The organism is Cellulosimicrobium funkei, from assembly GCF_004519295.1.
GTDB lineage: Bacteria > Actinomycetota > Actinomycetes > Actinomycetales > Cellulomonadaceae > Cellulosimicrobium > Cellulosimicrobium funkei.
Window position 1 is genome coordinate 326,267 of sequence record NZ_SOZH01000006.1, and the last position, 22,287, is coordinate 348,553.

General features: G+C 73.3%; 19 protein-coding genes. 10 read left to right on the plus strand and 9 right to left on the minus strand.

What is annotated here, in order from left to right; genetic code table 11:
* The first annotated feature begins 102 nt into the window (after positions 1 to 102).
* The gene (locus tag E1O70_RS12190; protein ID WP_240696688.1) at positions 103 to 2,712 is read left to right on the plus strand and encodes a phosphoenolpyruvate carboxylase; all 2,610 of its coding nucleotides are present in this window, start codon (positions 103 to 105) and stop codon (positions 2,710 to 2,712) included.
* Between the two features lie 326 nt (positions 2,713 to 3,038).
* Positions 3,039 to 3,404: an STAS domain-containing protein gene (locus tag E1O70_RS12195; RefSeq protein WP_021482430.1), complete on the plus strand. Its 366-nt coding sequence runs from the start codon at positions 3,039 to 3,041 to the stop codon at positions 3,402 to 3,404.
* A 54-nt stretch (positions 3,405 to 3,458) separates the two neighbouring features.
* Here the strand turns inward: E1O70_RS12195 and ppgK are convergent, their stop codons facing one another.
* Positions 3,459 to 4,256 (minus strand): polyphosphate--glucose phosphotransferase, encoded by a 798-nt coding sequence (ppgK, locus tag E1O70_RS12200; RefSeq protein WP_061268591.1) that lies wholly within the window; start codon positions 4,254 to 4,256, stop codon positions 3,459 to 3,461.
* Positions 4,253 to 5,158, minus strand: coding sequence for a type I methionyl aminopeptidase (gene map / locus E1O70_RS12205; RefSeq protein ID WP_061268590.1), 906 nt, complete (start codon positions 5,156 to 5,158; stop codon positions 4,253 to 4,255). Before map ends, ppgK begins: the two co-directional genes overlap by 4 nt.
* Positions 5,159 to 5,227: 69 nt before the next feature.
* On the opposite strand from map, the gene E1O70_RS12210 reads away from it, so the two are divergent.
* The gene (locus tag E1O70_RS12210) at positions 5,228 to 5,449 is read left to right on the plus strand and encodes a hypothetical protein (RefSeq protein WP_043653514.1); all 222 of its coding nucleotides are present in this window, start codon (positions 5,228 to 5,230) and stop codon (positions 5,447 to 5,449) included.
* A complete protein-coding gene (locus E1O70_RS12215) occupies positions 5,446 to 6,363 on the plus strand; it encodes an N-acetylmuramoyl-L-alanine amidase (protein ID WP_167496883.1) in 918 nt (305 codons plus the stop codon). Before E1O70_RS12210 ends, E1O70_RS12215 begins: the two co-directional genes overlap by 4 nt.
* A gap of 21 nt (positions 6,364 to 6,384) precedes the next feature.
* On the opposite strand, the gene panB is transcribed toward E1O70_RS12215, so the two are convergent.
* Complete coding sequence (gene panB, locus E1O70_RS12220; protein WP_034653916.1) at positions 6,385 to 7,233, minus strand: 3-methyl-2-oxobutanoate hydroxymethyltransferase; 849 nt, start codon at positions 7,231 to 7,233, stop codon at positions 6,385 to 6,387.
* A gap of 55 nt (positions 7,234 to 7,288) precedes the next feature.
* Positions 7,289 to 8,992, minus strand: a complete 1,704-nt coding sequence (locus E1O70_RS12225; RefSeq protein WP_061268588.1) for an NAD+ synthase — start codon at positions 8,990 to 8,992, stop codon at positions 7,289 to 7,291.
* A 116-nt stretch (positions 8,993 to 9,108) separates the two neighbouring features.
* On the opposite strand from E1O70_RS12225, the gene glnA reads away from it, so the two are divergent.
* On the plus strand, positions 9,109 to 10,446 hold the full coding sequence (gene glnA / locus E1O70_RS12230; protein ID WP_021483141.1) for a type I glutamate--ammonia ligase: 1,338 nt from the start codon (positions 9,109 to 9,111) through the stop codon (positions 10,444 to 10,446).
* Positions 10,443 to 13,598 carry a bifunctional [glutamine synthetase] adenylyltransferase/[glutamine synthetase]-adenylyl-L-tyrosine phosphorylase gene (locus tag E1O70_RS12235; RefSeq protein ID WP_061268587.1) on the plus strand — a complete coding sequence of 1,052 codons (3,156 nt, stop codon included), beginning with the start codon at positions 10,443 to 10,445 and terminating at the stop codon, positions 13,596 to 13,598. The genes glnA and E1O70_RS12235 overlap by 4 nt, the downstream gene beginning before the upstream one ends.
* A 21-nt stretch (positions 13,599 to 13,619) precedes the next feature.
* Here E1O70_RS12235 and E1O70_RS12240 read toward each other — a convergent pair whose 3' ends face one another.
* Positions 13,620 to 14,408, minus strand: a complete 789-nt coding sequence (locus E1O70_RS12240; RefSeq protein ID WP_338077834.1) for an NADPH-dependent F420 reductase — start codon at positions 14,406 to 14,408, stop codon at positions 13,620 to 13,622.
* Here E1O70_RS12240 and E1O70_RS12245 point away from each other — a divergent pair.
* Positions 14,350 to 15,945 carry an SLC13 family permease gene (locus tag E1O70_RS12245; protein WP_228485379.1) on the plus strand — a complete coding sequence of 532 codons (1,596 nt, stop codon included), beginning with the start codon at positions 14,350 to 14,352 and terminating at the stop codon, positions 15,943 to 15,945. The genes E1O70_RS12240 and E1O70_RS12245 overlap by 59 nt on opposite strands.
* A gap of 120 nt (positions 15,946 to 16,065) precedes the next feature.
* Entirely contained in the window at positions 16,066 to 17,799 is a 1,734-nt protein-coding gene (locus tag E1O70_RS12250) for a flavin-containing monooxygenase (RefSeq protein WP_061268586.1), read from the plus strand.
* Between the two features lie 119 nt (positions 17,800 to 17,918).
* Here E1O70_RS12250 and E1O70_RS12255 read toward each other — a convergent pair whose 3' ends face one another.
* Both E1O70_RS12255 and E1O70_RS12260 read right to left on the minus strand, forming a co-directional pair.
* Positions 17,919 to 18,836 carry a glycoside hydrolase family 19 protein gene (locus E1O70_RS12255; protein ID WP_061269445.1) on the minus strand — a complete coding sequence of 306 codons (918 nt, stop codon included), beginning with the start codon at positions 18,834 to 18,836 and terminating at the stop codon, positions 17,919 to 17,921.
* A 348-nt stretch (positions 18,837 to 19,184) separates the two neighbouring features.
* Positions 19,185 to 19,889 carry a hypothetical protein gene (locus E1O70_RS12260; protein ID WP_061269444.1) on the minus strand — a complete coding sequence of 235 codons (705 nt, stop codon included), beginning with the start codon at positions 19,887 to 19,889 and terminating at the stop codon, positions 19,185 to 19,187.
* Positions 19,890 to 20,368: 479 nt separating this feature from the next.
* On the opposite strand from E1O70_RS12260, the gene E1O70_RS12265 reads away from it, so the two are divergent.
* Positions 20,369 to 20,896 (plus strand): hypothetical protein, encoded by a 528-nt coding sequence (locus tag E1O70_RS12265; protein WP_061269443.1) that lies wholly within the window; start codon positions 20,369 to 20,371, stop codon positions 20,894 to 20,896.
* A 10-nt stretch (positions 20,897 to 20,906) separates the two neighbouring features.
* Here the strand turns inward: E1O70_RS12265 and E1O70_RS12270 are convergent, their stop codons facing one another.
* Entirely contained in the window at positions 20,907 to 21,275 is a 369-nt protein-coding gene (locus tag E1O70_RS12270; protein ID WP_061269442.1) for a hypothetical protein, read from the minus strand.
* Positions 21,276 to 21,329: 54 nt separating this feature from the next.
* On the opposite strand from E1O70_RS12270, the gene E1O70_RS12275 reads away from it, so the two are divergent.
* Complete coding sequence (locus tag E1O70_RS12275; protein ID WP_061269441.1) at positions 21,330 to 21,728, plus strand: RusA family crossover junction endodeoxyribonuclease; 399 nt, start codon at positions 21,330 to 21,332, stop codon at positions 21,726 to 21,728.
* Here E1O70_RS12275 and E1O70_RS12280 read toward each other — a convergent pair.
* A complete protein-coding gene (locus tag E1O70_RS12280; RefSeq protein ID WP_061269440.1) occupies positions 21,703 to 22,140 on the minus strand; it encodes a hypothetical protein in 438 nt (145 codons plus the stop codon). The two genes, E1O70_RS12275 and E1O70_RS12280, sit on opposite strands and share 26 nt — an antisense overlap.
* Positions 22,141 to 22,287 lie beyond the last annotated feature (147 nt).

The window sequence follows — 22,287 nt, forward strand, 5'->3', positions numbered from 1 at the left end:
GCTGCCGACGGCCCCGACCGGGTCTCCGCCGACGTCTCCGACCTCCCCGACGACACCGGTCACGCCGGGCGCGGCCTCGCGCGCCACGACGTCCCGGGCCCGCTGCGCGACGACGTCCGCCTCCTCGGCGGCCTCCTCGGCACCGTGCTGCGCGAGACGGGCGGCCAGGACCTGCTCGACGACGTCGAGCGGCTCCGCGAGCTCTCGATCCGCGCGTACGACGACCCGTCCGGTGCCGTGCTGGCCGAGGCGGAGACGCTCGTCGAGGGCCTCTCCATGGCTCGCGCCGAGCAGGTCGCCCGTGCCTTCACGTGCTACTTCCACCTCGCGAACCTCGCGGAGGAGTACCACCGCGTGCGCGTCCTGCGCGAGCGCGAGGCCGAGTTCGCGACCCGCGCCACGACGCCCGACGACTCCCTCCCGGAGGCGTTCGAGCAGCTCGTCGGCGAGGTGGGCCGCGAGGAGGCGCTGCGTCGTCTCCGCGGGCTCGAGTTCCGCCCGGTGCTCACGGCGCACCCGACCGAGGCCCGCCGCCGTGCGGTCTCCGGCGCGGTGCGGCGCATCGCGACGCTGCTCGACGAGCGGGACGCGCAGCGCCTCGGCGGCACGTCGCTCGCGGAGAACGAGCGTCGCCTCCTCGCCGAGATCGACACGATGTGGCGCACCGCCCCCATCCGTGAGCACAAGCCGTCGGTCCTCGACGAGGTGAAGACGGCGCTCGGCGTGTTCGACGCCACGATGTTCGACACGTTCCCCACCGTCTACCGCCGCCTCGACGACTGGCTCCTGGGCGACGAGGCGGGGCGCGAGGAGCCGCTCGTGCGGCCGTTCGTCAGCCTGGGCACGTGGATCGGCGGCGACCGCGACGGCAACCCGAACGTCACGGCCGACGTCACGCGCCAGGCCGCGGCGATCGCCGCCGACCACGCGCTCGCGGCGCTCGAGCAGCAGGCGCGCGCCGTCGGGCGCAAGCTCACGCTCGACCAGGACGGCACGCCGCCGTCGGACGGCCTGCGCGCCCTGTGGGAGCGCCAGCGCCGGCTCTCGGAGGCGGTCACCGTCGCCGCGTCGGAGGCGTCGCCGCGCGAGCCGCACCGCGCGGTCCTGCTCGTCGTCGCGGACCGCATCGCCGCGACGCGGGCCCGCAACGCCGACCTCGCCTACCCGAACGCCGAGCAGCTCGAGTCCGACCTGCGGGTCGTCCAGGAGTCGCTCGTGGCGGCGGGCGCGCCCCGTGCGGCGTACGGGGACCTGCAGCAGCTCGTGTGGCAGGTCGAGACGTTCGGGTTCCACCTCGCGGAGCTCGAGGTGCGCCAGCACTCCCAGGTCCACGAGGGGGCGCTCGCCGAGATCGCGGAGAAGGGCCTGCACGGCGACCTCTCCGACCGTACGCGCGAGGTGCTCGACACGTTCCGCGCGCTCGGCGCGGTCCAGCAGCGCTACGGCATCCGGGCCGCACGCCGCTACATCGTGTCGTTCACGCAGAAGCCGGAGCACCTGGCGGCGGTGTACGAGCTCGCAGAGCTCGCGTTCGAGGGCTCCGACGAGGCGCCCGTGGTCGACGCGATCCCGCTGTTCGAGACCTTCGCCGACCTCCGGGCGAGCGTCGACATCCTCGAGTCCATGCTCACGCTGCCGCAGGTGCAGCGTCGGCTCGCCGAGAACGGGCGCCGCGTCGAGGTCATGCTCGGCTACTCGGACTCGTCGAAGGACGTCGGCCCGGTGTCCGCGACCCTCGCCCTGCACGACGCGCAGAGCCGCATCGCGCAGTGGGCCGAGCGCCACGACATCACGCTCACGCTGTTCCACGGCCGCGGCGGCGCCCTCGGCCGCGGCGGCGGCCCGGCGAACCGTGCCGTGCTCGCCCAGCCCCCGGGCTCGGTCGACGGCCGCTTCAAGCTCACCGAGCAGGGCGAGGTCATCCTCGCGCGCTACGGCGACCCGACGATCGCGTCGCGCCACATCGAGCAGGTCGCCGCGGCGACGCTGCTCGCGTCGGCGCCGTCGACGGAGAAGCGCAACGCCGAGGCGACCGAGCGCTACCGCGACCTCGCGGCCGCGCTCGACGAGTCGTCGCGCCGCCGGTTCCACGAGCTCGTGCGCGCGGACGGGTTCCCGCAGTGGTTCTCGCAGGTGACCCCGCTCGAGGAGGTCGGCCTCCTGCCGATCGGGTCTCGCCCGGCACGTCGCGGTCTGTCGGTCTCGTCGCTCGACGACCTGCGTGCGATCCCGTGGGTGTTCTCCTGGTCGCAGGCGCGCATCAACCTCGCGGGCTGGTACGGGCTCGGCACGGCGCTGCGCGAGTTCGGCGACCTCGAGCTGCTGCGCGAGGCGCACCGCGAGTGGCCGCTCTTCGCGACGCTGCTGGACAACGTCGAGATGTCGCTCGCCAAGACGGACGAGCGCATCGCCGAGCGGTACCTCGCGCTCGGGGACCGCGACGACCTCGCGCAGGCAATCCTCGACGAGCTGCGCCTCACGCGCGAGCAGGTCCTCGCGGTGACGGAGAACGCGTGGCCGCTCGCCGGCCGGCGCGTGCTGGGCCGCGCGGTCCAGCTCCGCAGCCCGTACGTCGACGCGCTCTCGCTGCTCCAGGTCCGCGCGCTGCGCGGCCTGCGCTCCGGCGCGGAGGGCCCCGTGAAGGACGAGCTCCAGCACCTGCTGCTGCTCACCGTCAACGGGGTCGCGGCCGGCCTGCAGAACACCGGCTGAGGTCCGGCGCCCGCCACGACGGCCGTCACGTCGACCCGAGACCGGGTCCGTGGCGGCCGTCGCCGTCTGGACAGCCGTCCAGTTGTTGAATGAACCCTCAACCATCGCCCCGGTGAACGGCCGCCCACGGGGGTCTGGGTAAAGTCTTCGCCAGAGGCCTACCAGCCGACGCTATCCGTGGGGTACTCTGGCGACGACCGACCACGCCGGAGTCCTGCTGTCGCCCGACGACGTACGAGAGCAGGGGGCCGACAGGTCGGGGCGTCGGGCAGGAGGCGCGGCACTCGTCGGGGTGGGCGAGGCAAGGCGGGACGAAGGGCGGGGCAGTGTTGGTACAGGAGCTCGAACGCAGCGACACCGGGGCAGGGACGGGCGGCATCCGGCTGCTCGAGGAACGCGACGCGAGCGTCGTGGACATGTGGGGCGAGATCGACGTCGCCCTGCGCAGCGAGGCGAGCGCCGCGCTCGCCAACGCTCTCGAACGCGACGTACCCGTGGTCATCGACACGTCCAAGGTGACGTTCATGGACTCGACGGGCATCGCGTTCCTCGTGCAGTTCTACACGATCGGCTCCGAGGAGGGGCTGTCCGTGACGCTGCGCAACCCGCCGACGGTCGTCACGGACGTCCTCGAGATGCTCGGCGTCATCGAGATCTTCGGCACCGAGCACCACGAGGTCAGCCCGGCCTGACGGCCCCGGCGAGCCCGGCCCCTCGGGACCGGGCTCGGACCGTGGGCACGATCGTCAGACGGCGTCGGCCGCGAGCGACGCGGCGCCCACGATCCCGGCCGCGTTGCGCAGCTGGGCGGGCACGATCGGCGCCCGCAGGTGCAGCAGCGGCAGGAAGTGCTCGTGCTTCTTGCTCACGCCGCCGCCCACGACGATGAGGTCGGGCGAGAACAGGTCCTCGACGACCCCGAAGTAGCGCTGGAGCCGCTCGGCCCACTGCGCCCAGTCGAGGTCCTCGCGGTCGCGCGCGGCGTCGGAGGCCCGCGTCTCGGCGTCGTACCCGTCGATCTCCAGGTGGCCGAGCTCCGTGTTGGGGAGCAGGTGGCCCTCGACGAGGATCGCGCTGCCGATGCCGGTGCCGAGCGTCGCGACGAGCACGACGCCGTCCGCGTCGCGCGCGGCGCCGTAGCGCACCTCGCCCACGCCCGCGGCGTCGGCGTCGTTGACGGCGACGACGTGCCGTCCCGTCTCGCGCGCGACGAGCGCCGGGAGGTCGACGCCCGTCCACGACTTGTCGAGGTTGGCGATGAACCGCACGACGCCGTGCTGGAGCGGGGCGGGGAACGCGACGCCGATCGGCACGTCCTGCGGGAGGTCGTAGGCGCCCACGAGCTCGGCGATCACCTCCGCGACGGCCTGCGGCGTCGACGGCTGGGGGGTGGGGATGCGGTGCCGCTCCTGCGCGAACTCGCCCGTGGCGAGGTCGACCGGGGCGCCCTTGATGCCGCTGCCGCCGACGTCGATGCCGAAGGCGGTGCGGGGGCGCGGGCGGTCCGTGGGGGGTGCGGCGTGAGAGTCCTGGTGGGCGTTCATGGCAGTGTGAGGATCTCCGCTCCGTCGTCGGTCACCAGCAGCGTGTGCTCGAACTGCGCGGTCCGCGAGGCGTCCGCGGTGACTACCGTCCACCCGTCGTCCCACATCCGCCACTCGGACGTGCCGAGGGTGAGCATGGGCTCGATGGTGAAGACCATCCCGGGCTCGATCACGGTCGCGTGGTCGGGCGCCGCGTCGTAGTGCGGCACGACGAGCCCCGAGTGGAAGGCGCGCCCCACGCCGTGGCCCGTGTACTCGCGCACGACCCCGTACCCGAAGCGGGCGGCGTAGCGCTCGATGACGCGTCCGACGACGTTGATCTGGCGGCCGGGCGCGACGGCCTTGATGCCGCGCGCGAGCGCCTCGCGCGTGCGCTCGACGAGCAGCGCCGACTCCGGGTCCACCTCGCCGACGGTGAAGGTGGCGTTCGTGTCGCCGTGCACGCCGCCCACGTAGGCGGTGATGTCGACGTTGACGATGTCGCCCTCGACGAGCTCGGTGGAGTCCGGGATGCCGTGGCACACGACCTCGTTGAGCGAGGTGCACAGCGACTTGGGGAACCCGCGGTAGCCGAGCGTCGACGGGTAGGCGCCGTGGTCGAGGAGGAACTCGTGGCCCACGCGGTCGAGCTCGTCCGTCGTGACGCCGGGGGCGACGTGGCGCCCGACCTCGACGAGCGCCTGCGCCGCGACGCGCGAGGCCGTCCGGATGCGCTCGACGGTCGCGGGGTCGTTGACCTCGCTGCCCTCGAAGGGCCGCGGTCCCGGCCGGCCCACGTACTCGGGGCGCTCGATCGTCGTCGGGACCTGCCGCTGCGGCCCCACGACGCCCGGCGTCAGGGGACCACGGCGCCCGGGGCGTGGGGGAGCGGCGGCGTCGGCCGGGACGGGGGCGGTGCTCATGGCCGCCAGTCTACGAACGCGCGGGCGCCGTGGGCGGCCGGCCGGGCCGGGATGGGGGAGGATCGAGGCATGAGCACCGGATCACGCTTCAGCGACGACGGCGAGCCCGCGGCCGCGGACGGGTACTACTACGACACGCGCACCGGCGAGGTGCACCGCGGCCCGAGCGCGTCGTGGTCGCACCGCATGGGCCCGTACCCGACGCGCGAGGCCGCCGAGAAGGCCTTGGAGACGGCGCGCGAGCGCACCGACGCCTGGGACGAGGAAGACCGCCGCGAGCGCGAGGAGTGACCCACGCCCCACCGCCCGGCCCGCGCCGGGTGTGGTCGGGCCGTCTCGGCCTGCTCCTCGCCGGGCTGGCGGTGGGCGCGCTGACGTTCCTCGTCGCGCTGCAGGTCCGCGCCGTGTCGGGGGCCGACCCGACGACGGTCACCCCCTCGGGCGGGGCCGTGCCCGCCGCGCCGGAGCCCGCGCCGTCGACGGCGTCGCCCGACCCGACCGCCACGGAGACCGGGCCGGCGCCCCCGCTCGCGGGCGTGACGGTCGCCGTCGACCCGGGGCACAACGGCGGGAACGGGGCGAACCCGCTCGTCGTGAACGCGCCCGTCCCCGACGGCCGTGGCGACACCAAGGCCTGCAACACCGTGGGGACGTCCGCGGACTCCGGCTACCCGGAGCACGCGTTCACGTGGGACGTGGCGGGACGGCTCGCGGGACGCCTGACCGAGCTGGGCGCCGTCGTCGTGCTCACGCGCCCCGACGACGCGGGCGTGGGACCGTGCGTCGACGCGCGCGGCCGGTTCCCGCAGGAGAACGACGCGGACGTGCTCGTCTCGCTCCACGCCAACGGCACGGAGGACCGCCGCGCGCACGGGTTCTTCGCGATCGTGTCCGACCCGCCCGTGGACGAGGCCCAGGGGGAGCCGAGCGTCGCGCTCGCGCACGAGCTCGTGGCCGCGCTGACGGCGGCCGGGTTCGCGCCGTCGTCGTCGGTCGCGGCCGACGACGGCCCCGTCCAGCGGCGCGCCGACCTGGCGACGCTCAACCACGCCGAGCGGCCGGCCGTGATGCTCGAGCTGGGGGAGATGCGCAACCCCGACGAGGCCGCGGTCATGGAGTCGGAGGAGGGCCGCCAGCGCTACGCGGACGCCGTCGCGAGCGGCGTCGCCGCGTGGGTCGCCGACGGCGGTGCGGGCGCAGGGTGACCCGGCGCCCGCACCGGGTGCTCAGCGGGCGAAGCTGTGCGCGTCGTCGGGGAAGGTCCCGCCGCGCACGTCGGCGGCGTAGTCGGCCGCCGCCTGGCCGAGCGCGGCGCCGATCTCGGCGTAGCGCTTGGCGAACCGGGGCGACCAGTCCGTCATCCCGGCCATGTCGGTCCAGACGAGCACCTGGCCGTCGCACGCGGCGCCCGCGCCGATGCCGATGGTGGGGATGCGCAGGATCTCGGTGACGCGCGCGGCCACCTCGACCGGCACCATCTCGAGCACGACCGCGACGGCGCCCGCCTCGGCCACGGCGAGCGCGTCCTCGCTGAGGCGCTCCGCGGCGTCGTCGCCCCGCCCCTGGACGCGCGGGCCGCCGAGCAGGTTCTCGGACTGCGGCGTGAAGCCGAGGTGCCCGACGACGGGGATGCCCGCGTCCGTGAGCGCCTGGATCTGCGCCGCGACGCGGCGGCCGCCCTCGAGCTTGACCGCGCTCACGCCCGTCTCCTTGAGGAACCGGACGCCGGTGGCGAGCGCCTGCTCGGGGCCCGCCTCGTACGAGCCGAACGGCAGGTCCACGACGGTGAACGCGCGGCGCGCGGCGCGCGCGACGGCGCGGGCCGGGGGGATCAGGTCGTCGACCGTGACGGGCAGGGTCGACGCGTGCCCGTGCATCGTGTTGCCGATCGAGTCGCCGACGAGCAGCATGTCGATCCCCGCGTCGTCGAAGATGCGCGCGGTCACCGCGTCGTAGGCGGTGAGCATGGTGATCTTCTCGCCGCGCGTCTTGGCCTCGGCGAGGTGGTGCACGCGGACGCGGCGCGGTCCCGTGCCGCCGGTCGCGGCGGGCTCGGGGGCGGTGTGAGCAGACATGACGGCCTTTCCTGGGTGCGGGAGGGGGCGGACGACGCGCGGGGTGCCGGCGTCGTCAGGCGAGCGGCTCGCGCCAGCGGTTCGTGATCGGCAGACGGCGGTCGCGGCCGAACGCGAGCGCGGTGACCTTGGGGCCCGGCGGGTACTGGCGGCGCTTCCACTCGGCGCGGTCGACGAGCGTCACGACCTTGTCGACGACCTCGGGGTCGAACCCGCGGGCGAGGAGCTCGGCGCGTCCCTCGGCGTGCTCGATGTAGGCGTCGAGGACCTCGTCGAGCAGGTCGTAGGGCGGCAGCGAGTCCTGGTCGGTCTGGCCGGGGCGCAGCTCCGCCGACGGGGGCTTGGTGATCGACGACTCCGGGATGGGCGGGATCTCGCCGCGGTCGAGCGCGGCGTTGTTGCGCCAGCGCGCGAGCTGCCACACGCGCGACTTGTCGACGTCCTTGAGCGGCGCGAACCCGCCGATGCTGCCGGCGTCGTAGATCGTGGCGTACCCGGTCGCGAGCTCGGACTTGTTGCCGGGCGCGATGACGAGGTGGCCCTCGCGGTTGGAGATCGCCATGAGGATCACGCCGCGCACGCGCGCCTGGAGGTTCTCCTCCGCGACGCCCTCCAGTGCGAGCTCGCCCTGGAACGCCTCGACCATGGGCGCGATCGGCTGGACGCGGTAGTCCGCGCCGAGCCGCTTCGCGAGGTCGGCCGCGTCGTCCTTGCTGTGGTCCGACGAGTACCGCGACGGCATCGAGACGCCGACGACGTTCTCGCCCCCGATCGCGTCCGCGGCGACGGCGGCGGTGAGCGCCGAGTCGATGCCGCCCGAGACGCCGAGGACGACCGAGCGGAAGCCGTTCTTGCGCACGTAGCCCGCGAGGCCCGTCACGCACGCCCGGTACACCTCCTCGTCCGGGTGCAGCTCGGGGGCGCGCGGCCCGCGCGGGGCGCCGTCGGCGGGGAGCTCCCAGACGAGCAGGTCCTCCACGAACTGCGGCGACGAGGCGACCACCGTGCCCGCGGCGTCGGTGACGAACGAGCCGCCGTCGAACACGAGGTCGTCCTGGCCGCCCACGAGGTTCACGTACGCGACCGGGGCGCTCACCTCGCGCGCGCGGCGCGCGGCGAGGTCGGTGCGAACGTGCCCCTTGCCCTCCTCGTACGGCGACCCGTTGAGCACGAGCAGCAGGTCGAGCCCGTTGCCCGCCTCGTCGAGCGTCGCCATCTCCGCGACGGGGCCGCCGTCCTGCCAGATGTCCTCGCAGATCGCGATGCCGACGCGGCGCCCCTGGACCTCGACGACCGTCGTCGTCTCGCCGGGCGCGAAGATGCGGAACTCGTCGAACACGCCGTAGTTGGGCAGGTGGTGCTTGTCGTACGCGGCCTGCACGGCGCCGTCGCGCAGCACGACGGCGCGGTTGGTCGGCAGGTCGGCGGGGGAGCCCGAGGCCTCGCGCTCCGCGGCGCCCGCACCGCGCGGCGCGCCCGAGGTTCCCACGGTGCCGAGCACGACGGTGACCGCGCCCAGCCCCTCGGCGTCGAGCCGCGCCGCGATGTCCGCCGCGGCGTCCCACGCCGCGCGCCGGAACGACGCCCGCAGCGCGAGGTCCTCGATCGGGTAGCCGGTGAGGGTCATCTCCGGGAAGGCGACGAGCTGCGCGCCCGCGGCCGCGGCCTCCCGGGTGCGCTCGAGGACCAGGGCGGCGTTGCCGTCGAGGTCCCCCACGCACGTGTCGACCTGTGCCAGCGCGACGCGCAGATCAGCCATGCGTCCACCCTAGACGAGCAGGGCGGACGGCTCGTCCGGGGGCCCGCCGCGCGGCACGACGTCCAGGACACGACCGTGTCACCCGTTCGTCACACGGATCAGGCAGGATGTACCGCATGGACAGGCAGCAGGAGTTCGTGCTCCGCACGGTCGAGGAGCGCGACATCCGCTTCATCCGGCTCTGGTTCACCGACGTGCTCGGCATGCTCAAGTCGGTGGCGATCGCGCCGGCGGAGCTGGAGTCGGCGTTCGCCGAGGGGATCGGGTTCGACGGCAGCTCGATCGAGGGCCTCACGCGCGTGTACGAGGCCGACATGATCGCCAAGCCGGACCCGACCACGTTCCAGGTGCTGCCGTGGCGCGGCGAGCGGCACGGTACCGCCCGCATGTTCTGCGACATCCTCACGCCCGACGGCGAGCCGTCCCTCGCGGACAGCCGCAACGTCCTCAAGCGTGCGCTCGCCCGGGCGAGCGACAAGGGGTTCACGTTCTACACGCACCCCGAGGTCGAGTTCTACCTGTTCAACCAGCCGGCGGACGCCGGGTCGCCGCTCGTCCCCGTCGACCAGGGCGGGTACTTCGACCACCTCGCGCGCGGGAGCACGCACGACTTCCGGCGCGCCGCGATCACGATGCTCGAGTCCATGGGCATCTCGGTCGAGTTCTCCCACCACGAGGCCGGGCCGGGGCAGAACGAGATCGACCTGCGCTACGCCGACGCGCTGACGACGGCCGACAACCTCATGACGTTCCGCACGGTCGTCAAGGAGGTCGCGCTCGAGCAGGGCGTGTTCGCGTCGTTCATGCCCAAGCCGATGGCCGACCACCCCGGCTCGGGCATGCACACGCACCTGTCGCTCTTCGAGGGCGACCGCAACGCGTTCCACGAGCCCGGCGCCCAGTTCGAGCTGTCCAAGACGGCGCGCCAGTTCATCGCGGGCCTGCTCGTCCACGCGGCGGAGATCACCGCGATCACGAACCAGTACGTGAACTCGTATAAGCGCCTGTGGGGCGGGGCCGAGGCCCCCAGCTACGTGTGCTGGGGCCACAACAACCGCTCCGCGCTCGTGCGCGTCCCCATGTACAAGCCGGGCAAGGGCAACTCGAGCCGCGTGGAGTACCGCGCGCTGGACTCGGCCACCAACCCGTACCTGGCGTTCGCCGTCATGCTGGCCGCCGGGCTCAAGGGCATCGAGGAGGGCTACGAGCTCCCCGAGGAGACCGAGGACGACGTCTGGGAGCTCACCGACGCGGAGCGTCGTGCGCTCGGCATCAAGCCGCTCCCGCAGTCGCTCGACGAGGCGATCCGCATCATGGAGGGCTCCGAGCTCGTCGCCGAGACCCTGGGCGAGCACGTGTTCGACTTCGTGCTGCGCAACAAGCGCCAGGAGTGGGACGCGTACCGCGCGCAGGTCACGCCGTTCGAGCTGAAGCGGTTCCTCCAGGTCCTGTGAGCGGGTCCACGACGACGTCCGGTCGGTCCGGCGGGTCCCGCCGGCCCACGCTCACGGGTCGGCTCGCGCGGTTCGGCTTCGCCGACATCACGCGTTCGGCCGGCCTGCTCGCGGACCCGGACCTGGCGCTGCTGCTCGACCCGGGTGCCCGGTCCGTCGACGGTCCCGAGGCCGGCGCCGCCGACCCGGCGGGCGTCGTCGACGACGAGCTGCTCGCCGCGTTCGGCCAGGCCGCCGACCCGGACCTCGCGCTCCTGCAGGTCGTGCGGCTCGCGGGCGCGCTGCGCCCCGACGTCGAGGCGCGCGGTGCGCTCGCGGACCTCGCGCGCGGCACCCTGCGGCCCGGCCCGGCCCGCGACCGGCTGCTCGCGGTGCTCGGAGCGTCGGTCGCGCTCGGCGACGACGTCGTGCGGCGCCCCGCGCTGCTCGAGGTCGTCGCGGACCCGGCGCCGGGAACCGGGGTGGCCGCGGGCGACGTGCGGGTGGAGCTCCTGCGCGCCGTGGGCGCCGACCCGGATGCCGCCGTCCCGGTCGCGGACGAGTCGGGGCCCGAGCGGGTCGACGCGCTGCGCCGCGCCTACCGCGAGCGGATCCTGCGCATCGCGGCGACGGATCTCACCGTGACCGACCCGCTGACGCGCATGCCCGCGGTCGGCGCCGCGCTGGCGGACCTCGCGGCTGCCGCGCTCGAGGGCGCGCTCGCCGTCGCGCGCGCGGAGCTCGACGACCACGGCGCGGGGGTGCGCCTCGCGGTCGTCGGCATGGGCAAGTGCGGGGCGCGCGAGCTCAACTACGTCTCCGACGTCGACGTGATCTACGTCGTCGAGCCCGCCGAGGGCTTCGACGAGGGGTACGCCACGACCGTGGGGGCGCGCCTCGCGACGAGCCTCGCGCGCGTGTGCTCGGGCACGTCCGGCGAGCCCGCCCTGTGGCAGGTCGACGCCGCGCTGCGCCCCGAGGGCAAGCAGGGGCCGCTCGTGCGCACGCTCGCGAGCCACGTCGCGTACTACGAGCGCTGGGCCAAGACGTGGGAGTTCCAGGCGCTGCTCAAGGCGCGCACCGTCACGGGCGACCGCGAGCTCGGGCGCGCCTACGAGGAGGCGATCGCCCCGTTCGTGTGGTCGGCCGCGGGTCGCGAGAACTTCGTCGAGGACTCGCAGGCGATGCGCCGTCGCGTCGAGGCGCACGTGCCCGCGGCGGAGGCCGACCGCCAGCTCAAGCTCGGCAAGGGCGGCCTGCGCGACGTCGAGTTCACCGTGCAGCTGCTCCAGCTCGTGCACGGGCGGTCCGACGACTCGATCCGCAGCCGCAGCACCCTCACCGCGCTCGCCGAGCTCGCCGCCGCCGGGTACGTGGGGCGCGAGCACGCGGCCCGGCTCGGCGTCTGCTACCGGTTCCTGCGCTCGCTCGAGCACCGCATCCAGCTCTTCCGGCTCCGGCGCACGCACCTGCTCCCGACGGCCGACGACGAGCTGCGTCGTCTCGCCCGGTCGCTCGGCATGCGGACCGAGGGCGCGGCGGGCCTCACCGAGCGGTGGCGCGCGACGCGGCGCGAGGTGCGCGGCCTGCACGAGGAGATCTTCTACCGGCCGCTCCTGCCGGTCGTCGCGCAGCTCTCGCCGGACGAGGTGAGCCTGGCGCCGGAGGCCGCGAAGGCGCGCTTCGCCGCCATCGGCTACCGCGACCCGGCGGGCGCCATGCGGCACGTCACCGCGCTCATCGAGGGCGTGAGCCGTCGCGCCGCCATCCAGCGTCAGCTCCTGCCCGTGATGCTCGGCTGGTTCGCCGAGGGCGCGGACCCGGACGCCGGGCTGCTCGCGTTCCGCACGCTCTCCGAGACGCTCGGCACGACGCACTGGTACCTCCAGCTCCTGCGCGACTCCGGGTCCGCGGCCCAGCGGCTCGCGCACCTCCTGGCGAACTCGCGCTACATGGCCGACGCGCTCGGCCGGTCGCCCGAGTCCGTGCGCTGGCTCGCGGGCGACGCGGACCTCGTCCCGCGCGGCATCGAGCGCCTCGCCGCGGAGACCGACGCGATCCTCACGCGCGCCGACGAGGTCGAGCCGGCCACGGTGAGCCTGCGCGCCGTGCGGCGGCGCGAGCTGGCCCGCACGGGCGCCGCCGAGCTGCTCGGGGTCGTCGACCCGGTCGACGCCGCGCGCAGCATCTCCGACGCGGCGGACGTCGTGCTCGCGGGCGCGCTCCGGGTCGCGGAGTTCGTGGCGCGCGACGAGCTCGGGTACGACGCGCCGGACCCGTCGTCCGCGCCGGCGCGCCTGCTCGTCGTCGCGATGGGGCGCCTCGGCGGCCGCGAGATGGGCTACGGCTCGGACGCCGACGTCATGTTCGTGCACGACCCCGCGCCCGGTGCGGCCGGCGACGCCGCCCAGGCGTACGCGCTCGCCGCGGCGACGCGGCTGCGGCAGCTGCTGTCCGCCGTCGGGCCGGAGCCCGCGCTGCCCGTGGACGCCGACCTGCGACCCGAGGGGCGCAACGGCCCGCTCGTGCGCTCGCTGGCGTCGTACACCGAGTACTACGAGCGCTGGTCCAGCGTGTGGGAGGCGCAGGCGCTCCTGCGCGCGCGGCCCGTCGCGGGCGACGTCGCCGGGCTCGGCGAGGCGTTCACCCGGGTCGTGGACGAGCGGCGCTACCCGGCCGGAGGTCTCGACCTCGCGCACGTGCGCGAGGTGCGGCGCATCAAGGCCCGGGTCGAGGCGGAGCGGCTCCCGCGCGGCGTGGAGGCGTCGCGGCACCTCAAGCTCGGGCGCGGGGGAGTGTCCGACGTCGAGTGGACCGTCCAGCTCCTCCAGCTCCAGCACGCCCACGAGGTCCCCGCGCTGCGGACCACGTCCACGGTGGACGCGCTCGACGCCGCGGTCGACGTCGGGCTCGTCGACCCCGACGACGCCGCGACCCTCGGCGAGGCGTGGCACCTCGCGTCGCGCCTGCGCAGCGCGCTCGTGCTGTGGTCCGGGCGGACGACGGGCACGACGGTGGACGTGCTGCCGCACGACCGCTTCGCGCTCAACGGCCTCGCGCGCGTGCTCGACCTGCCGGGCGTCGACACGGGCGCCGAGCTGGAGGAGCACTACCTCCGCACGGCCCGCCGGGCCCGCACCGTCATGGAGCGCGTCTTCTACGGCGAGGACTGACCGGGGGCCGTGCGGGGACGGTCAGATCGTGCGCGGGGCGCGCGCGAGGTTGGCCCGCAGCTCGTCGGCGTCCTGCCGCGCGACGTACGCGGGGCGGTCGCGCTCGACGCGCCACGACTCCGCGAGCGGGCTCGTGTCGACGGTGTCGAAGCCGAGCTCGTCGTAGAACCGCTCGACCCACGCGGCGGCCTCGGGGAAGTCGCTCGACGTCGCCAGCGCGCGGCGCCCCGGCGTCCCGGCGGGCGTGCCGTCGGTCGTGATGTGCGGCGCCTGGATGTGGTTGAACGCCTTCGCCACCTTCGACGCCCGCAGATGCTCCTGGAGCAGGCCCGACGACGTCGCATCGCCGCGGTCGAGCGCGTCGACGTGGCCGTCGCGCTCCCAGTAGTAGTTGTTCGTGTCGAGCACGATCTTCCCCGCGAGCGGCTCGACCGGGACGTCGCGGTACGCGTGGAACGGCACCGCCACGACGGCGACGTCGGCGGCCCGCGCCGCCTCCTCCGCGGTCGCCGCGCGCGCCCGCGGACCGAGCTCGGCGACGAGGTCGTCGAGCGTGCGGGGGTCGCGCGAGTTCGCGATGACCACGTCGTACCCCTGCCCGACGGCGGCCCGCGCCACCTGGGAACCGATGTTGCCTGCGCCGATGATCCCGAGAGTCGTCATGGTCATCGACAACGCGTCCGCGGCGTCACTATTCCGCACGGCTCGCCGTCCGGACCGTGTGGCATCCTGACGTCCGAGAGGGGGGCCCATGATCGACCCGCTGGTCGCCACGTTCGCGATCCTGGCCCTCGCCGTCGTGGGCTTCATGACGAACCGCCTGCCGCTCGTCGTCGTCGCGCTCTTCGTGCCTGTCGCGCTGTGGGCGACGGGCGTGCTCCCGCTCGACGAGGCGCTGGGCGGATTCAGCGACCCGATCGTGCTCTTCATCGCGTCGCTCTTCGTGCTCAGCGACGCGCTGGACTCGACCGGCGTCACGGCGTGGATCGGGCAGTGGCTCGAGCGGCGCGCGTCGCTCGGGCGCGCGGGCCTGCTCACGCTCATGGTGGGCGTCGCCGCGCTGCTCGCCGCGGTCATCAGCATCAACGGCGCCGTCGCGGCGCTGCTCCCCGTCGCGGTGGTCGCGGCGGCGCGCGCCGGGATCGTGCCGTCGCGCATGCTCGTCCCGCTCGCGTTCGCCGCCGGCGCGGGGTCGCTGCTCACCCTCACGGGCACGCCCGTGAACATCATCGTCTCCGAGGCGGCGGCCGAGGCCGGCGGTCGCGAGTTCGGCTACTTCGAGTTCGCGCTCGTCGGCGTCCCGCTCGTCCTCGCCACCGCGGTGCTCGTCGTGACCCTCGGCGACCGGCTGCTGCCCGAGCGCGTCCCCGAGCACCTCGCCGACACCGCGACCGACCCGCGCGAGCGCGTGCGCTCGTGGCGCGAGAGCTACACGCCCGACCTCGACACGGGCCGCCTGTTCACCGGCGGCACCGGGGTCGTGGAGGTGGTCATCGCACCCCGATCGACCCTCGTCGGGCGCACCGTCAGCCCGGGCATGACGACGCGCGACGAAGGGCTCGTCGTGGTCGCCCTCCGGCGGGGCGAGGCGCACGCGTCGGCGTCCGACGCCGAGCGGGCCTCCGGGACGCTGACCCTCCAGCCGGGCGACGCCGTGCTCGTGCGCGGCCCGTGGGACGCGCTCCACCGGTACACGCAGTCGCCCGACGTGCTCGCGGTCGACTCGGCGCGCAGCCTGCAGCGCGGCGTCCCGCTGAGCCGCGGCTGGCGCCGCTGCCTCGCCGTGCTCGTCGTGACCATCGTGCTGCTCGCGACCGGCGTCGTGCCGCCCGTCATCGCCGGTCTGCTCGCCGCGGGTGCCCTGGTGGTCGGCGGGGTGGTCACCGTGCCGCAGGCGTTCCGTGCGATCTCGTGGGACACCGTCGTGCTCATCGCGGCGCTCATCCCGCTGTCCGCGGCGTTCGTCTCGTCCGGGGCGGCGGAGGCGATCGCCGGGCTCGTGCTCCGGCTCACGGGCGACGGGTCGCCGCGCCTCGCGCTGCTCGTGGTGTGCGTGCTCACGCTCGTGCTCGGGCAGTTCATCTCGAACGTCGCGACGGTGCTCGTCATGGCTCCCGTCGCGGTGTCGTTCGCGCAGACGCTCGACGTGAGCGTGCTGCCGTTCATGATGGCGCTCACGGTCGTGGGCGCGGCCGCGTTCCTCACCCCGATCGCCACCCCCGTCAACCTCATGGTCCTGCAGCCCGGCGGGTACCGGTTCGGCGACTACTGGCGCCTCGGCCTGCCGCTCGCCCTCGTCTTCCTCGCGGCAGCGGTCCTCTACGTGCCGCTCGTCTGGCCGTTCTGAGCCGCGAGCCCGTGACCGTCCTGCGGTCACCGTGGCACGACGTCGCAGGTCGTGGCACGGTATACCGCGTCGCGCGGGCACCGGGCCCGTGCCGACGTACCTGACACGGGGGAGTCGTCCATGGCGGAGACCACGAACGGCACGTCCTACGACGCGGTCGTCATCGGGGCGGGCTACTCGGGCCTGGCGATGCTGCACCATCTGCGCGAGATCGGTCTGTCCGTGCTCGTCGTCGACGCCGCCGACGGGATCGGCGGCACCTGGTGGGCCAACCGCTACCCGGGCGTGCGGACCGACTCCGAGTACCTCGCGTACGCGTACTCGTTCTCGCGCGAGGTGCGCGACGAGTGGGACTGGTCCGAGCGCTACCCGCGCGGTGAGGAGATCCGCGCCTACCTCGAGTTCGTCGCCGACCGGCTCGACCTGCGCCGCGACATCCGGCTCGGCGTCGCCGTCGAGCGGGCCGAGCACTCCGACGCGACGAACCTCTGGACCCTCACCCTCGCGGACGGCTCCCGGCTGCAGGCGACGTACGTCGTCTCCGCGACCGGCCTGCTCTCCCGGCCCCTGTACCCGGACCTGCCGGGGCTCGACACGTTCGCGGGGCCGGTCCACCACTCGGCCCGCTGGCCGCACGAGGGCGTCGACCTGGCGGGCAAGCGCGTGGGCCTGCTCGGGGTCGGTGCCTCGGGGATCCAGATGCTGCCGGAGCTCGCGGCCGTGGCGGAGCACGTCACCGTCTTCCAGCGCACCCCCAACTACGTGCTGGAGACGACGAGCCCCGCCGTGACGGCCGACGAGCTCGCCGCCCTGCGCGCCCGCTACGACGACGTCTTCGAGCGCGCCACGCGCCACCCCTTCGGTGTCCCCATGGAGATCCCCACGCGGTCCGCGCTCGAGGTCGACGCCGAGGAGCGCCGCCGCGTCTTCGAGTCCCGCTGGGAGGCGGGCGGCTTCCGGTTCGCCAACGAGTGCTTCACGGACCTCGTGTCCAGCCCCGAGGCGAGCGAGCTCGCGTCCGAGTTCCTGCGCGGCAAGATCCGCGAGGTCGTCGAGGACCCACGGACGGCCCGCCTGCTCACCCCGACGACGTACCGCTTCATGGGCAAGCGACCCCCGACGGGCCACGGCTACTACGCGGCGTACAACCGCGAGAACGTCGAGCTCGTCGACGTGCTGACCACGCCGATCACGCGCGTGACACCGCGCGGAGTCGTCGTGGGGGAGGTCGAGCACGAGCTCGACGTGCTCGTGCTCGCCACCGGCTTCGACGCCATGACCGGGGCGCTCACGGCGTTCGACGTCGTCGGGCGGGACGGCGTCACCCTGCGCGAGCGCTGGGAGCGCGACGGTCTGCGCACCTACCTCGGCATCTCCGTCCACGGCTTCCCGAATTTCTTCATGTCCCTCGGGCCGCAGACGCCGCTGTCCAACCTCACGGTGCCCGTCCAGCGCGGCGCGCAGTGGCTCCAGCGCGCGCTCGCGTACGCGCGAGAGCACGGCGTCGACCGGCTCGAGGCCACGCCCGAGGCGGAGGAGTGGTGGCGCGCCGAGACGGACCGCGCGGCCCGCGCGACCGTCATGTACGAGGAGGGCAGGAAGGCGGGCGCCTGGTTCGTCGGCGGCAACGTGCCGGGCAAGCGCGAGGAGATCGCCGTGTACCTCGGTGGCGGGCACGTCTACCAGGACGAGTGCGCCCGCGCCGCGGCCGAGCACTACGCCGGGTTCCGCCCCGGCACGGGGCTGCCGTCCTCCCACGTCGTGCGGCCTGAGGATGACCCGGAGACTGCGCCCGACGCCGGCTCGGCATCCGGGACCGAGGAGGCGCCGGTGGCCGCCGGGGTCGGCGGCTGACCGGCGGGCTCGGCGGCTGACCGGCGGGTGCGGTGCGCCCCCTGCGTGCACCGCACCCGCCGCTCACGCCGCCGGACGTGCTGCGGCCGACCGGCCGCCCACGCCGCGGTCCGGACCGCTCAGCAGGTCAGTCCCGAGCCCGGGGCGACGCCCAGCACCTCGGTGATCCGCACGTAGCGGTCCACGCGGGACTGCACCGACGCCGGGTTGCCACCGCCGCACTCGAGCGCCCCGTTGAGCGAGTTGATCGTCTGGCCGAAGCCCGCGCCGGACACCATCGCCTGGTGCGACGTCATCACGCCGGGTCCGTTCTGGGTGTTCCAGTACCAGAGCGCGGTCTGCCACGCGACGGACGGGTCCTCCTCGACGAGCCACGGGTCGTTGAGCAGGTCGAGGCCCAGGGCGTCGCCGGCAGCCTTGTAGTTGAAGTTCCAGCTGAACATGATCGGCCCGCGCCCGTAGTAGGCCGTCTGGCCCGCCGGGCAGCCGAACGGCTGGGAGTAGTCACACTTGATCCAGTAGTTCGCCTCGTTGATCTCCTTCACGTACCGGAGCCCGACCGACTCGAAGTCCGCGTGCGTGAGGAACGCCGCGGCCTCGCGCGTCCGGGTCTCCGGCGTCCCCGTGCTGGCGAACGCCGGGTACGCACCGAGCGCGTCGACGAACCCGTCGTACGTGTAGAACGGCTGCCGCTTCGGGAAGATCGCGTCGAACTCCGCGCGGCTCACCACGAAGTCGTACCCGCCGCCCGTGCACCGGCCCGCGTCCACCCAGACGCTCGTCGACCCCGGCGTCTCGCGCTGGGTCCACCACCGCGCCGTCCAGTTCCGCCCGTGGTGCGACGCCGTCTTCCCGCCCGAGTACGCGGTCGTCGGCGACCACGTCGCGGCGCACGCGGCGGCGCTCGCGGGCTGGTCGGCGCTCGCGGGGGAGAGGCCCGTTCCCGCGCCCGCCGGGGCCGTGACGGACACGGCGAGGACCGCCGAGGTGAAAACGGAGACGACGGTGGTGAGGGCGCGCCGGAAGCGAGTGCTCATGAATCCCCCTGCTGTTGCGGGCGGCATCGTTACCGCCGCTCGCAAACCTAGCGCGAGGGGTGCTCCGGCGACAAGGGCATGCTCGTCGCACCACGCGGAACGGCGCCCGGCCTGCACCGGAGAGGTGCGGGACGGACGCCGTTCGCTGTCATCCTGGGCAGGGCCGTGAGGCCCTCCGATCAGATGTCGTAGTAGAGCTCGAACTTTCCGCTACCTGGTGGACGCAGGGTGCACTCCACTGAACCGTTGGTATCTCAACGATCCGCTGGGGTGCCTTCGGGTCCTCTTGGTGGCCCCGGGGTGACGTCTTGCGGACTGGCTGCGGACTTCACGTGGCTCGAAGGCTCCTCACCACCAGGCGCGGCGGTAGACGACCCGAACCGGGATCTCTACCGGCGTAAGCGGTCGCTCGACGAGTGGCCGGACGTTGTAGGGCGTGACCCGATCGCGTTCGTGCTCTTCCCCGAGTACATCCGCCGAGGTCGCGGCACCGCTGTTGCGGAGTTCGCCGAGCGCGCGTGCCAAGAGTTCGTCCAGGCGATGCACCTCGCGCTCTGCGGCGACGAGACGCTCATGGAAGACGACGGCACGGTGGCCACACCACTGGCGGAGTAGTTCGTGCACGGGTCGGGTGTGCTCCAGGTAGTACTCGAACTCCCAGTCCGGGTTGGTGTGGTCGCCCTTGTCACCGGTCGTGCTGGGGCGACCGTGCTTGGTGTGCTGTCGGCAGCTCCGCTCATCCTCGTGCACCCAGGCAAGTACTGGGACCGAGTGGGCTGCTGCGGCAGCCTGTGCGATCCGCACGGTGCCCTCGGCAGAGGTCCAGAGAGCGCCCTCGTAGGTGAAGGTGTCCACGTTCGCAAGGAGCGAGGCGACGTCCGCCTGAACGATCTCAGCAAGAGCGTTCAGGGAAGCAATCCTGTAACCATCGCGGATTGGCTTCCGAGTCCACTCGCCGACCGCTTGCGGGACCAGCAGCTCGAGAACCTGAACGGCGGCGCTGCTCTCCGCGTCGGTGAGCTCGTATCGGCTGAGGCGTTCCCAGTTGTCCATGAGGGCGTTGTAGGCGGCAACGTCGGACCAGGGGACGCGGAGGCGCCCGGCGGGTACCGCGACAACTTGTCCCGCCTTCTCGCCGTCCCGAAACTCGATTACGACTCGTGGCGAGCGCTTGTGTGGCCGCACGTCCTGTACCCGAACTCTCTCGGAGGAGGACGTGTCGCGCAGTCGGTGTGCCCACTCTTCTCCGCGATTCACCAGGCGATCATGGTCCATTTCGCTGCTGTCTCCGTCGTGCGGAGGAGCCGGTCCAGGACCACTGCGTTTCACCCCATGTGCCCGTCTCTAAATCACCCACATCGATCGAGCCCTCGGTAGCCTCTGGGCAACAGGCCGCGAGGAAGCGGCTTCACTCCGTTCCCCAGGGGCCCGAGATGCCAGTGACTCCACTCTCCGCCGGCGGCGATGTCCTCGATAGGGCTTACGCGCTACTCGCGCTCGACACTTCAGGAGCCGGAGGACTCAGCCCGACCGTGTCTACCGACCTGCGGCGCCAGGCATGGGCAATGGGGGTTGCTGCGATCGACACGTATTTGCACTGGGTCGTACATCGGGTCGACTTGGGCAAGCCGCTACCGAAGGACCTCCGGAAACTGGAGGTCTCCTTCGAAGACCTGCTCGCCATGGGACAGGCGAGCGTCGACGCCAGGAAGGCCAACCGTCGGGATCGACCCCAGGTGCGCGCGCGCAACGTACTACATCGTCGGATCTTGACTGATACATACCAGTCCTCGCGGGGCGTCGAGACCGCTCTCCGCATGGCAGGAGTTCGGGACTGCTGGGGGCAACTTTCGAGGACGTTGAGCGAGCCAAAGCAGGACCTGATGGACCACCTGAACATGCTGTCCCAGCGAAGGAACTCGATCGTCCACGAGGGCGATATCAAGCGGATGTCACGCCCACGTGCCCTGAAGCACCAGGAACTCGATGCCGCCGAGGTTCTCAAACAACTGGACTGGATCCGTTCGTTTCTAGGTGCCCTCGATGCCCTGACTCAGTGATGAGTCGCAGTCACGATCTCATCGGCGGCCTCCGCGGAACCGTCCGAAACACATCCTCGACACGCAGCCAGACGATGAGCTCGTGCTGGTTGTACGGCGGTGCAAGTGGCTTGATGACGACCATGGCGTGCGTGTCGGTCCACCGGATCGCGCGCGCCGGCAACAGCTCCTCGTGGGTCTGCCAGAGGAGACGCACGATGACGGGCAGGTCGCCGGACGGCCGGACGGGTGACCGCGGTGGGTGCTCGTGGTTCAGCGGCTTCCGCTGCGACCAGGGGCGGTCCTCGAGCTGGTCTGGGCGAGGGGCGGAGGCGGCGATCCCGGGCCGGTCGTCGCGTCCGTGACGGATCAGCCGCCGTCCGTCGTCTTGCTCGCCCACGGCACGAGGGTACGCCTCATTCGAACGCGCGTTCGAATCGGTACGCTCTCACCCATGGAGCGCGCCGGATGGACACCGCTGCTGTGCGTCGACGTCCGGGGTTTCCCCGCCACGTTCGCGACCGCGCGTGAGCCGGCCTGGAAGACCGCGGTGTCCGCAGTGCTCGCTGCCTGGCGCGCCGAGCACCCTGAGCACGACCCCGCCGCGCACAGGTACAGCGTCGAGCTCGAGTTCCGGCTCGGGCCTGCGCGTCACCGTGGCGAGGTCTGGGACATCGACAACCTTGCCAAGCCAACGCTCGACGCGATGGCGGACGTGCTCGGTCAGCGGGACTGGGCCGGGCATCCGCAGCCTGCCGACGACCGGGTTGACCGGCTCGTCGCGGCGAAGCGCCAGCCCCTCACCGGCGAGCAGCCCGGGGTGAGGATCACCGTGGAGACGTCGCCGGCGTAGCCCCGAGCCTGCACGCGCGGCACCGTCGGCGCCCGTCCGAGGGGTACACGATCATGTTCTCCGGCGTGTACTCGTGCCCGCGCGGGCAGTGTGTCTTGGCGCGCTGGCGGTCCGCGCCGTCGAGCTTGTCGGTCGACCCGTGCCGGTCCCACCGGGTGTAGTGCATCCGGCACAGCCCTCGCCCGACCGCGGTCCGGTCGCACCCGTCGACGGCACACACGGCGGGGCGCTCAGCACGCGCGGCGGCCGTCGCGGCGAAGTGCGCGCGCACCCTGTCGGCAAGGTCGTCGTCGATCAACCACGGACCCGATTCGCCGCCCCGGTCCACCGTCTCCCGGAGCCAGCGACGCACGATCGAAGCGGAGACGTCGAGTTCTCCCGCAAGTTCGTTCGGGTTGGTTAGGTCGGGCATGTGGGGATGCTACCCATCTGATTCACCGCGCCTCAGGCGCGGATGCCAATTACTAGTCGAGGAGGGCCGGGTCCAATTCGTTCAACGCTGGCGGCCAACTTGTAACGGGAAGCCAAGCCCCCGGCGCGTGTACCCTCCAACCCTCGC

Coding starts and splice junctions, on each gene's coding strand:
- ppgK (WP_061268591.1), bottom strand. CDS start 4,256: ATGAACGCCCACCAGGACTCTCACGCCGCACCCCCCACGGACCGCCCG.
- map (WP_061268590.1), bottom strand. CDS start 5,158: ATGAGCACCGCCCCCGTCCCGGCCGACGCCGCCGCTCCCCCACGCCCC.
- E1O70_RS12210 (WP_043653514.1), top strand. CDS start 5,228: ATGAGCACCGGATCACGCTTCAGCGACGACGGCGAGCCCGCGGCCGCG.
- panB (WP_034653916.1), bottom strand. CDS start 7,233: ATGTCTGCTCACACCGCCCCCGAGCCCGCCGCGACCGGCGGCACGGGA.
- E1O70_RS12225 (WP_061268588.1), bottom strand. CDS start 8,992: ATGGCTGATCTGCGCGTCGCGCTGGCACAGGTCGACACGTGCGTGGGG.
- glnA (WP_021483141.1), top strand. CDS start 9,109: ATGGACAGGCAGCAGGAGTTCGTGCTCCGCACGGTCGAGGAGCGCGAC.
- E1O70_RS12245 (WP_228485379.1), top strand. CDS start 14,350: ATGATCGACCCGCTGGTCGCCACGTTCGCGATCCTGGCCCTCGCCGTC.
- E1O70_RS12240 (WP_338077834.1), bottom strand. CDS start 14,408: ATGAAGCCCACGACGGCGAGGGCCAGGATCGCGAACGTGGCGACCAGC.
- E1O70_RS12250 (WP_061268586.1), top strand. CDS start 16,066: ATGGCGGAGACCACGAACGGCACGTCCTACGACGCGGTCGTCATCGGG.
- E1O70_RS12255 (WP_061269445.1), bottom strand. CDS start 18,836: ATGAGCACTCGCTTCCGGCGCGCCCTCACCACCGTCGTCTCCGTTTTC.
- E1O70_RS12260 (WP_061269444.1), bottom strand. CDS start 19,889: ATGGACAACTGGGAACGCCTCAGCCGATACGAGCTCACCGACGCGGAG.
- E1O70_RS12275 (WP_061269441.1), top strand. CDS start 21,330: ATGGAGCGCGCCGGATGGACACCGCTGCTGTGCGTCGACGTCCGGGGT.
- E1O70_RS12280 (WP_061269440.1), bottom strand. CDS start 22,140: ATGCCCGACCTAACCAACCCGAACGAACTTGCGGGAGAACTCGACGTC.